Here is a 10,646-nt window from a genome sequence, read left to right as displayed (position 1 = left end):
GGGATCGGGGGGAAAATTCCGGGACTTTTTCCCTGAAAATTAGGTAGTTGACCACCTGAAAATCGATAAAACCCCACACCCCACACCCCACACCCCACACCCTGCCACCACCGAAAAGCTTTTTGCCGCAAACCCTAATTAGACCCATTATTGCAGACATTTTGGCAAATTTTCCTTTTTAGGATGGTTTTCCTGATTTGAGATTCTCCCCCCTTACTTAAAGTAAGGGGGAAAAAAAATCAATTGGCACGCTGTTCAACCAACAGTTGGTAAGCATGATTAAAATCAGCCGTTGTAATGCGAATCTCAGCCGGGTCAGTCATGCCCTGATGGCGATAACGACGAATTGCCATCAGTGCCGCTTGGTTACATAATAACGCTAAATCTGCGCCATTCCAGCCTTCGGTTGCCTCGGCCCAATAGCCTAAATCCACATCCTCTAAAGGACGTTCATCATTATGGACACCGAGAATTGCTAAACGACTAGAGGCATTCGGTAAATCAACTTTTAACTGTAAATCCAACCGTCCCGCTCGCAATAAGGCTGGATCTAACGCATCTGGGCGATTAGTGGCTCCAATCACTAAAATCGTTGCCGCCGTTTGCAACCCATCTAACTCCGTGAGGATTTGTCCCACAACCCGGTCACTCACTCCTGAATCCCCACTATAACGACCTCTTGCCGGTGCTAAAGTATCAATTTCATCAATAAAAACCACACAAGGTGCTGCCTGACGAGCTTTGGCAAACAACTCACGCACCGCTTGTTCACTCGCACCCACCCATTTACTCAAAAGCTCAGGTCCATTAATACTGATAAAATTAGCTCGCGCCTGAGATGCAACCGCTTTGGCCAATAAGGTTTTTCCCGTTCCGGGGGGACCCCAAAGTAAAATACCTTTGGGAGCTTGGGCTTTGGTTTGCGTATATAATTGCGGATGGAGTAATGCCCCTTCCACGGACTCCTGTAGGGTTTGTTTAATCTGTTCAAGTCCGCCAATATTGTCCCAGTCCACATGGGGAGATTCCACTTCCACAGACCGCAATACCGCCGGTTTAACTTCTTTAAGGGCTTGCAAAAAGTCGGCTTGCACGACCGTCATTGTTTCTGGAATTTGCGAGTCAATCGTAGGAACCTGGCGTCGCAAAGCACTATAGGCCGCTTTCTGGCAAACGGCTTTTAAATCTGACCCGACAAATCCCACCGCATTATCGGCAATCAAATCTAAGGAAACTGATTCATCTAAGGGCATGGAACGGGTGAGAATTTGCAGGATTTCTAAACGGCCTTTGCGGTCAGGCACCCGAAAGAGGACTTCTCGGTCAAACCGTCCGGGGCGACGGAGGGCAGGGTCAAGATGGTCGGGACGGTTTGTCGCCGCTAGAACAATCACCCCTTGACTTTGGGCAAAGCCATCCATTAAACCCAGCAATTGGGCCACCAGTCTTTTTTCTACTTCCCCTTCAACTTTACTGCGGTCGGGTGCCATGCTATCAATTTCGTCAATAAAAACGATACAAGGCGCATTCTTACCGGCTTTCTCAAAAATTCCCCGCAGTTTTTGCTCGGCTTCCCCATAATATTTGCTGATCACCTCTGGTCCGACTAAGGCAATATAGTTAACACCGAGTTCTTCGGCCAAAGCACGGGCAGTCAGGGTTTTACCGGTTCCAGGTGGTCCGACTAAGAGAACGCCGCGAGTGGGTTCAAGTCCTAACTTGGCCAACAAGTCAGGGCGTTTCAGGGGAATGGCAATTAGTTCCTTGAGTTCTTTAATCACTTCCGTCAAGCCACCAACATCTTTCAGGGAAGCCGTGGTCGGTCCTTCGGGCGGTGTCACAGTGTCTTCAACCCCTGAATCAGTGGGAGATGACCGATTGCGATTGACCTCAAAATCATCCCCGCCAGAATTGCTCGGACGAGAAACTCCCCCTGAACGGGGAATACCGCCAGAACGGGGAATATTACTCAAGGGACGGGAATTAAATTGCATTTCGGTTTTAATTTCCCCTTTTTCCAGTTTCTCTTCCAAGATTTTAGCCAGTTCGACTAATTGCTCGAAGCCTTTGAATAATTCTGCCATAAAATTTCTCCTGAGTCAAGTGAAAGATGGGGACTGCAGCAATTCTCATTTTAAGGTTTCATGACATTAAAACCCTTGCACCTAGAGGGGTTAATAATTCTTAACGAGTCTCTAGATCGCTGAAACAACGCAAAATCGTTTCAAAATGAGAATTGCCGTGGGGACTGGGTGATAGATGGGGTGAAGAAGTCCGACTTGAGCAGACTAATTACCTTTAAAATAACAGATCTGCCGCGCTTTTTACCCGGGCTAGAGGTTCTACTGACCGGGGTAAACTGGGTAAGCGAATCAAAGTTTGATCTGGGAATAAATCCCGATCAATTTCCTCATTAGCATGATAACGATTCTGCACGACATAACGTTGATAGACTCCCATTTTTTTCAAAGATGCTGTCAATCGCAGTTGTTCGGCAACGATAGCATCTTGGGCTTGCAAAACTCCAATAAATTCTGTATGTTGGGGGTCTTTGAGTTTTTTCTGGGCATACATCACCTGTTGTCTTAAGGTTCGCAATCGTCCCATTAAATCTACACGCCCTAAGACATTTTGATACTTCATCCAAAGCTTAAAAATCCAACTTAACCAATCTCCTAAGGCCGTTGGCATTTCCAAAAATCGCAGGAGATGACCGGTAGGAGCCGTATCTAAAATAATCAAATCTTGTTGTTTCTGGTCTAATAAATCCATCACTGTTACTAGGGATAACATTTCATCAATTCCTGGCAGAGATTGAGCTACAATTTGTCGCCAAGCTTCTGGAGTATAAGCTAGTTTGATGTTTCCTTCTTCCTTACCTTCACCACTAATCATTTCTGCCAGTTCCCATAAATAATCATCCCGAAATTTTTCTAAAATGATATTAGCATCAACTTCTTGACCACTTAAATTATCAGTTAATTGTGTGGATTGATGTCCTAACTTTGTCCCAAAGGCATCTCCCAAAGAATGCGCTGGATCAATAGAAATAATTCTAATTTTTTGATCGGGATGACGATTAGCTAACGCCCAACCAATGGCTGCGGCAACGGTTGTTTTTCCCACCCCCCCCTTGCCACCAATGATAATGAGTTGGCGTTTGTCGTCAATAAAATCACTAAAACTCGGCAGAATTTTTTGCGGCCATTGAATAGGAGGCGGGGGAGTAAATTCTACTTTTTCGATAATTTCAATTTGACTCATGATCTGATCTAATGCTTCACCTCCTAGGGGTTCTTTTGATTGTTGGGGCAGGGTGAAAATTGTCTCTTGACCTGGAATTTTTAGGAATTTATCCAGGAGTTGCTGTTGCTCACTGTAGCGATCTAAATTTTGATTAGGATCCGTTAGAATGCGATTAATAAATAAGCTGCCGCAGGGAATATTTAAGTGATGCAAACTATTGAGTAATCGTTCGGTTTCTAATAAACTCATCGGTTCGGCAATTGCCACAATTAAACAAAGGGTAAAATCCCGATCTTGTAGGATTCGTTTGCCTTCGGTTAATTCTGCTTGTGTTTTGACTAAAAAGTCATCCACATCATCGGCATTGTAGGTTTTTGAAAAAGTTTGCGAAATAACACGATGTTTTTCTTGAAACAACTCTAAAGAATTTAAAATAATCTCTAAAAAGTCTTTAATTCCCAATAAATTCAAGGTATGACCAGAGGGAGCCATATCAACAACAATTCGATCTACAACATTGTCAATAAGTAATCGTTGAATTTCTAATAGACCCATAATTTCATCTAAACCTGGCCAGTCTAAATCCCAAACAGGAGTTAAATCTTCTCCTTCAACAAAACTGCCCCGTTCTACTAAAAGTTCTAAAAATTTTCCGTATTTTTCTTTAAATTCTAAGAGCAATTTTTCCGCATCTAATGCCCTAACTTTTAAGTTGGGTAAGTCTTTTACAGGTGATGCTTGATCGCTAACTTCTGTTTGCAATACATCCCCTAAAGAATGAGCAGGATCGGTTGAGATTAACAGGATTTGTTCCTCGGGAAACAATTTAGCCCAACGGCGAGCAAATCCACAGGAAAGGGTGGTTTTTCCCACTCCTCCTTTGCCACTAAACATAACTAAATGTCGAGTGTCATAACGACTTAGAGAGTTATTTACCAAGTTAAAGTTAGTCATAGAGAAATCAAGTTAAGTAAAGTGATAGGGGGGAGAAACTTGTCCTAATTGTAATTCCCAACGGGGGCAGGCTTTCTGCCAATGCAAGACTTGCTCGATTAGTAAAGGTTCTTCTTGAAAATCAACTAAAAGATAAATTCGTGATTCTGTCCCCGGAGCAGTAATAATCCTCGTTGATGGATAGCTTTGGGTGATTAAATTCACGAGATTTTGCCATTCTGAACCTTGCAAAGTATAAAAATCTTGTTGGGCTTCATAAAGCTGTTTTTTGGCTAAAAAATATTGTCTGCCCTTGCTTTCAGAAAAGAGTACAGGCTCCTCTGGCTTACGGGGAATACATTTTAAAAGATATTCTCCTTTTCCCTCAAGTTGTTCAATTTTTTCTTGATATTCTTGGGCATGAGAACAAAGATGAGTCAGTAAATTTTCTGCCTCTAAAAAAGATGTGCCAAAACGTAATGGTAGAATAGTGGTTTGTTGAAATAATTGACAGATGACTCGATCATGACATAAAACCGATTGAATCAAGCGTTCATCATCATTTTGTAAAGTGTCTAAACAAACTTCGGGTTCGACTACGGCCGAGAGGTCTCCACCAGTTATCAGTAACAATGGGTTAGCTATTCCAACGGGTAATGTTAGGCTTTCTATTGGGGTTTTCAAAAAAGCGTAAGTATATAGATTGTACAATTTCATAGGGTTTACCAAAAGAAAATTTACGATTTTTTACAAGTTTTTATATTGGGGCGTTGATATGCTAGAATATTCTAAGTTATTCAGGGATTGTTATGACAACCACTCGTTCACCCAGACCAATTAGATCTAAAATTAGCACTATGCCTCGGAAACAATCTGAAGCAGATCAGCAACTTGAGCTTTATAAGTTAATTACTGAAAAACAACGTATCCAAGAAAAATTAGAAATGATGGAGCGGCAGATTCAGCAATTAAAAAGTCGTCTGACGTTTGTGACAGAGCAAATTGAGACTACAGAACAAAGTATTCAAAATTTGCGTACAGCCAACCCTCCTAGTGTAGCTAAAAAACCTGATTCCCCCAAAACTGTTGCTCACTCCTCTAATAATAATTCCAGTAATTTCCAAACTTTTTACCTAGAATATTAAGGCTTAACCAAGGGCTAGTTCTGACCAAGCTTCAACGAGTTCTTGAGCTTGTCAAATCCGCCCTTACTAAGCGCCGCTACAATTTATGATTTTGTTCATGGCCTATAGGGTGGGAAAGATTGCCAGTTCTGAACGTGGGAAGTATAGAAAAATTCTAGAGAGAAGATTCAGATTCGTTTTCTGCCTCTTCTTCTTCTTCTAAGGCTTGAATTTTTAATAAAAGTTCTTCTTCCTGAATTTCAAACTCTTCCTCAGAAATGTTGCCCATATCGTAAGCTAGTTGTAAGGATAATAATAATTTGTGCAAATTTTCAGACTCATCATATTCTATATCTGCACGCTCTTGAATTTTCTCCCCAATCCAGATCAGACCCCCAATAGGACCGGTAACAGGAAGAAATAAAAGATCGAGAAACATAACTAATACTCTCCTTAGACAAGTTGGGCAAAGGTATAGGGTGCGGTTAAATTGTTATAGCGAATTCTTAGGCGATCACCAAACTGCTGATCGATCGCTTCAACGTTTTGGCTAAATTCTGGCTCTTGCTCCCAGGGAATTAAATAAGCTGCATTGTAAATCATGTCATCCGTCATCGGATCGCTTTCAATCACCTCTTGGGCGCGATGATTTAATTGGTCTCTAAAGACTTGAATAATGTCTTGTTTCCGTTGCAATACAGTGGCTTCAATGAGTTGACCTATATGAATAATTTCTTCCATATTTAAGTTTTTACCCATCATCGCATCCCGTTCTTGCTTTAACTTAGGATTAGACTCCAAAGCCGCTTGTAATTCCCACTGATTATCCCAAAAAATCTTAATGCTAACCTCTCGTTGTCCTGACAGTTTAGCAAATAATTCTTTCAGTTGGGTTTTATAGGGAGTAATTAGTTGTTCGGTGACAGATTCCCAGGTTTTGATAACTAAGCCAAACCGCAGGGGCAACAACGTTGTAAACCCTGCTTCCATGACAGTTTCTAATACTTTTTCATGGCAAATTAAATAGCGACGGGATGCCAAATACTTCTCTTTATGAGCAGCGGAGTAGAGAAAACTAAAACCATCAATCATCTCACTGTGAACTGGCTCATTATCAATCCCCTGCAAAACCAGTCCGTCAGGAACTGGTTCGGGAAATATGCCATATAAATAAAGACCCACTGTCATCAGTATTCTCCCAAATTAAACCGGCTGAGAAGTTAAAACCAAACGAAGCTTTAGATGAATTAGATCTAATTGAGCTAAACCCAGATCAACATTTCCTTCCACAACAACCCCTGTATTGAGGAGTCGATCCACTAATTCTAACACAGAAGGCTTAATACCCTCCTCTCCCGGGTAATAACTCCCTGCTTCCGGTAAAAGAGTTCCAAACTCTCCTAAGTGGACATTTAACTCTTCTGGCTCAACCTCAAAAATTTCACATAAATAGAGAATTTGTTCTTGCAATTTTTGGATACTTTCTGCGGCTCTATCTAAATCAGACTCACTGAGAACCCCTTTTTCCATCCGGCGAATGATTTGGGCTTCGAGCAATTGGCGTACCAGTTCCACAACAGTTAACAGTAAAGGGGCTAAACCAGCTTGGCTATTACTTTCTGGACGGGTCAGCAAGGCTTGATTATCAGAATCGTAAGGTGTGCAAGCAAGTGTCATGGTTGGAGTTGGTAAATGAGGAGTTCTTAAGGGTGAGTCTCTAGTGGGGGGCTTGGCCAAGAAATTTTATCTGAGGGAAAAAATGATGTAACCAAGCAATGTCAACTTCCCGCCGCCCTGTGAAGATTCTAGTGACGAATTTACCCGACAGGAGGAATGTGCTTGATTATTTTAACTGGTATCGTAGCCCTCGATTGCCCCCGATTGGGGTAGGGATTTTAAGGCTTAAAGTTTAGCTGCCGGGGTTTCTGTTAATAAGGCTTGGGATTGGCTATAGAGATAGGAGTCGCTTGCCCACCCATTAATTGCCATCTCCCTTGCTCTATCAACAGAGGCAATCGTTAACTGCTGTAAACTTCTTGACCGTTTGAGGATTCAATTGAGGAATTTCAATATATACGAGGAATGTGCTTGATCGTTGGGACTGCCATCACGTCTCTCCATTACACTCCATTTGGTTAAGGATTTTAAGGTTTGAAGTCGGCGTGAAAGTTCCAGGTTTTCTGCGAATAAAGCTTGGCCTTGGCTAGGGAGGTAGGGATAACCTTGCAAGCTGTTAATCGCAGTTTCCCTGGCCTTATCAAGGGGGGCAATCGTCTCGTGTAAATTTCCTAACCTTTGAGGATTCAGGTGAGGAATTTCACGCATCTGAGGAATGTGCTTCATCGTTCGGACTGGTATCATGGCTCTCTATTGCACTCAATTGGCTTAAGGATTTTAAGGTTTCAAGCTCAGTTTCTAGGGTTTGCAGTCGGAGTGAAAGTTCCCGATTTTCTGCTAGTAAAGCTTGGGATTGGCTATGGAGGTAGGGATCACCTTCCCACCAGTTGATTCCCATTTCCCTGGCTTTATCAACAGAGGCAATTAACAAACGAATGCGGATATTTATAAGTTCAGTGGAGGCGATCGAAACGGAAATATCGCCGGCAATTACAATTCCTTTATCTAAAACTCGTTCGAGTATATCCGCTAAACTCGAACCTTGAGTTGCTGTTTTTAGGGAGTTGCTTGACTGGTTTTTGAGCGAGCCAGCAAAAGTGGAAGAAGTCACGGTTGGTTTCACTCAATAAGAGTATAAAATTAGTCTTTTCGCTGGGGCAAGTTGCCTCGCAGTAAAGATTGAATGGCTTTTAACGACTGATTTCCTGTCGAAGGCTCAGGAGTTGACGCTTGGGCATCGGAAGGCTCCGTTTCCTCTATAAAGGATAAGGATTCTAACGGATTGTCCTCGAGGATTTCCCATAAAATCGCTCTTGACTTATCAACAGATAAATTGGTGCGGGACAACAGAACATCGGCGCAGATATCACGGAAATCCGAGTCAGCAGAGTTGGCCGCAATATCGTGAGAGGCGCAGACTTTAGCAATCATTAAACAAGAGCGCAAACCCGACGTTTTTTCAGTCGCAGTTTTCACACGAAAGGTTTTGACGAGGTTGACAATAAATAAAGCATCTTCTCGACCAATCCCCGTTTTTTGGGCAAGAATTTCAGTCTGAGTCAGTTGATCTGGTTCAGGCATATTAATGGTTACCAACCGATCCATTAAAGCATCTTGGGTAGCATGAACCCCACAATATTCTTCTGGGTTGGAGGTGAAAATTGCCCGAAATTGAGAATTGACTTGTAGGTAATCGGGTTGATGGCTAGTGGGCGGCAGGGTGAGAATTTTTTCTTCCAAGGCAGAGAGTAAAACGTTGTTGACCTCAGGTCGAGAACGATTGAACTCATCATAAACCAGGGTAAACCCCTCGCGACAGGCCATTGTTAACCGAGAATCCACCCAATTGTGTTTTAGCTCGTCTTCAACTTTGAGAACGCTGTGGATATAGTTATCCATCAGTTTTTTATGGGTATAACCAGACTGGCTACCAATTAAATCGGAACTGGTAAAGTCATCATCGCCAAAGATCAGCATCACAGGTCTGGCTAAACAATTGGCCAGATGCATCGCCAATGTGGTTTTTCCCGTTCCTGCTGGGCCACATAGATGAATGGAAAAACCAGAGTTTAGATAACGTAAGGCGCGGGTGGCAATTTGATCAATCGAAGGCGTAACAACAAATTGACCAGGGCGGAGGCAGAGGACGGCTCTTCTTGTTGTTTGAGTTTCAGTAAATGTCATAGTCGAAATCTAGTAAATACCATTGATAATCCCCGCCTGAAGCGTACGGGTATTCTTGAGCTAACAACTGCTGGTTCAGGTTTCCCCTTAATAACCGAGTAGGCAAGGACGCTTGTGTTACCCGAATTTTACGGCAAGTTTAATCGTCTTTGGTTTTTAAGGCTTACCTCATAATAATATCACAAAAAATTAGGAACTGTCATCAATTAGCTCTAGAACCTTGATTCTGAAGGTATTTCAGGATATTCATTAGTCAAGGGGCTAAGGGGCTAAAATTCTTGGGTAGATTACTTTTCAAGACTTAAACAATGACAAGCCCAGATGCAGTCCTTTTCCCTTACCTCCTTTGTCAATAAAAGACTAATAATGACAACATTAGCTATAAACTAAGTGAAGTTTTATAATACTTCTTAATTTACCAGAGCCCTAGAGCAGCCTGAAGGGGAACCAACCAATCCTACGTTGAGTCTAGAAACTTAAAAAGGCAGGACTAGCTAGGTTTAAAACCAAAGGCTTATTGTTGTATTTTCAGATAGTCCTCTAGTTTAGCCAGGAAAAGGGACTAGAGGGTTTTTACTCTAGCCCTAGGCTTAAGTGGGTTGTAATTAACCTAGAGATTTATTTGCCAAAAACGTAGATAGACAACTCTTGACGAAATTGACGCAAATCGTCTTTTAGCTGTTTCGCTTCCGCTAAACGTCGTTCTTGAAATTGACTCAAATCATCCTTCACCTGTTTAGCTCGATCTAGATGAAGTTGGCGTAACTCGTCCTCTAGCTGTTTCGCTGCCGCTAAACGCTGTTCTTGGAATTGACTTAAATCCTCTTTCAGCTGTTTAGCTCGATCTAGATGCTGTTGACGTAAGTCGTTCTCCAGCTGTTTTGCTGCTGCTAAACGTTGTTCTTGGAATTGACTTAAATCGTCCTTTAGCTGTTTGGCTCGATCTAGACGCTGTTGACGTAAGTCGTTGTCTAGCTGTTTGGCTTCCGCTAAACGTTGTTCTTGAAATTGACGTAAATCCTCTTTTTGCTTTTCCGCTTGAGCTAAACGCTGTTTTTGGGTAGCTGTTAAGAACAAGTGGCTTTCCTGTTGAACTTTTTGGAAAGATTTGCGCAAAGCAGTTGCCTGTTCTTGCGCTTGTTTTTGTCTTTCAGTTTTGACATCCAACAGAAAAGATTGGACTTCTCGCGAGAGTTCAGCTACTTCTTCAGCAATCGATAAACGCTCCTGGCGGAACTTTTCCATGAGAGCAGGCATGGGGTTGTCCTCAATTACTAAATACTATGGAATGGACTAGACCCAACCACCCGTTGAAAAAAACATTCACGGGGACTGGGGGGAGAGACAGTAGATTCCGACTTTTCTTATTATCCAAAAGTTGAGATGGCGAACTACCCAAGTCCAAGGGGCGCAGCTTCCCACCCAAAGAATTGCTTTCTATTCCGAAAAATAGTGAGCCTTACACTCTGGTGATTGGGGGTAAACCTAGCTACAAGGGACAAAATCACGGTTACAAAAACAATTTGTCTGCGTCTAGCTTTG

Annotated in this window: 11 protein-coding genes; 1 reads left to right on the top strand and 10 read right to left on the bottom strand. The window is 42.4% G+C overall.

Features of this window, described 5'->3' with window-relative positions; translation table 11 throughout:
* Positions 1-239: 239 nt before the first annotated feature.
* The 3 genes from IM456_RS11990 to IM456_RS11980 form a co-directional block, all read right to left on the bottom strand.
* Positions 240-2,084 carry an AAA family ATPase gene (locus IM456_RS11990; RefSeq protein ID WP_002786508.1) on the bottom strand — a complete coding sequence of 615 codons (1,845 nt, stop codon included), beginning with the start codon at positions 2,082-2,084 and terminating at the stop codon, positions 240-242.
* A gap of 214 nt (positions 2,085-2,298) precedes the next feature.
* Positions 2,299-4,200: an ArsA family ATPase gene (locus IM456_RS11985; protein WP_287693275.1), complete on the bottom strand. Its 1,902-nt coding sequence runs from the start codon at positions 4,198-4,200 to the stop codon at positions 2,299-2,301.
* A 12-nt stretch (positions 4,201-4,212) separates the two neighbouring features.
* Complete coding sequence (locus IM456_RS11980) at positions 4,213-4,896, bottom strand: GvpL/GvpF family gas vesicle protein (protein WP_287693274.1); 684 nt, start codon at positions 4,894-4,896, stop codon at positions 4,213-4,215.
* Positions 4,897-4,988: 92 nt separating this feature from the next.
* On the opposite strand from IM456_RS11980, the gene IM456_RS11975 reads away from it, so the two are divergent.
* Entirely contained in the window at positions 4,989-5,324 is a 336-nt protein-coding gene (locus IM456_RS11975; RefSeq protein ID WP_287707192.1) for a gas vesicle protein, read from the top strand.
* A 154-nt stretch (positions 5,325-5,478) separates the two neighbouring features.
* Here IM456_RS11975 and IM456_RS11970 read toward each other — a convergent pair whose 3' ends face one another.
* The 7 genes from IM456_RS11970 to gvpC form a co-directional block, all read right to left on the bottom strand.
* The gene (locus IM456_RS11970) at positions 5,479-5,742 is read right to left on the bottom strand and encodes a gas vesicle protein GvpG (protein ID WP_149987912.1); all 264 of its coding nucleotides are present in this window, start codon (positions 5,740-5,742) and stop codon (positions 5,479-5,481) included.
* 14 nt (positions 5,743-5,756) lie between these two features.
* Complete coding sequence (gvpF, locus tag IM456_RS11965) at positions 5,757-6,491, bottom strand: gas vesicle protein GvpF (RefSeq protein ID WP_149987911.1); 735 nt, start codon at positions 6,489-6,491, stop codon at positions 5,757-5,759.
* A 15-nt stretch (positions 6,492-6,506) separates the two neighbouring features.
* On the bottom strand, positions 6,507-6,980 hold the full coding sequence (locus tag IM456_RS11960; RefSeq protein WP_002758523.1) for a gas vesicle protein K: 474 nt from the start codon (positions 6,978-6,980) through the stop codon (positions 6,507-6,509).
* A gap of 375 nt (positions 6,981-7,355) precedes the next feature.
* A complete protein-coding gene (locus IM456_RS11955; RefSeq protein ID WP_002803843.1) occupies positions 7,356-7,664 on the bottom strand; it encodes a hypothetical protein in 309 nt (102 codons plus the stop codon).
* Entirely contained in the window at positions 7,621-8,031 is a 411-nt protein-coding gene (locus tag IM456_RS11950) for a gas vesicle protein (protein ID WP_002796982.1), read from the bottom strand. The genes IM456_RS11955 and IM456_RS11950 overlap by 44 nt, the downstream gene beginning before the upstream one ends.
* A gap of 29 nt (positions 8,032-8,060) precedes the next feature.
* Positions 8,061-9,104: a gas vesicle protein GvpN gene (gene gvpN, locus IM456_RS11945; RefSeq protein ID WP_287693272.1), complete on the bottom strand. Its 1,044-nt coding sequence runs from the start codon at positions 9,102-9,104 to the stop codon at positions 8,061-8,063.
* A 618-nt stretch (positions 9,105-9,722) separates the two neighbouring features.
* Positions 9,723-10,361, bottom strand: a complete 639-nt coding sequence (gene gvpC, locus IM456_RS11940) for a gas vesicle protein GvpC (protein ID WP_287693271.1) — start codon at positions 10,359-10,361, stop codon at positions 9,723-9,725.
* Positions 10,362-10,646: the final 285 nt, after the last annotated feature.

Origin of the sequence: Microcystis sp. M079S1 (assembly GCF_020246425.1) — a bacterium.
Lineage (GTDB): Bacteria > Cyanobacteriota > Cyanobacteriia > Cyanobacteriales > Microcystaceae > Microcystis > Microcystis aeruginosa.
Note: the sequence above shows the minus strand (reverse complement) of the source record. Positions and strands in the feature narration are given on the sequence as shown.

Excerpts from the sequence above, each read along its gene's own strand:
- IM456_RS11960 (WP_002758523.1), bottom strand. The coding sequence starts at position 6,980 with ATGACACTTGCTTGCACACCTTACGATTCTGATAATCAAGCCTTGCTG.
- IM456_RS11970 (WP_149987912.1), bottom strand. The coding sequence starts at position 5,742 with ATGTTTCTCGATCTTTTATTTCTTCCTGTTACCGGTCCTATTGGGGGT.
- IM456_RS11990 (WP_002786508.1), bottom strand. The coding sequence starts at position 2,084 with ATGGCAGAATTATTCAAAGGCTTCGAGCAATTAGTCGAACTGGCTAAA.
- IM456_RS11985 (WP_287693275.1), bottom strand. The coding sequence starts at position 4,200 with ATGACTAACTTTAACTTGGTAAATAACTCTCTAAGTCGTTATGACACT.
- gvpF (WP_149987911.1), bottom strand. The coding sequence starts at position 6,491 with ATGACAGTGGGTCTTTATTTATATGGCATATTTCCCGAACCAGTTCCT.
- gvpN (WP_287693272.1), bottom strand. The coding sequence starts at position 9,104 with ATGACATTTACTGAAACTCAAACAACAAGAAGAGCCGTCCTCTGCCTC.
- IM456_RS11955 (WP_002803843.1), bottom strand. The coding sequence starts at position 7,664 with ATGATACCAGTCCGAACGATGAAGCACATTCCTCAGATGCGTGAAATT.
- gvpC (WP_287693271.1), bottom strand. The coding sequence starts at position 10,361 with ATGCCTGCTCTCATGGAAAAGTTCCGCCAGGAGCGTTTATCGATTGCT.
- IM456_RS11980 (WP_287693274.1), bottom strand. The coding sequence starts at position 4,896 with ATGAAATTGTACAATCTATATACTTACGCTTTTTTGAAAACCCCAATA.
- IM456_RS11975 (WP_287707192.1), top strand. The coding sequence starts at position 4,989 with ATGACAACCACTCGTTCACCCAGACCAATTAGATCTAAAATTAGCACT.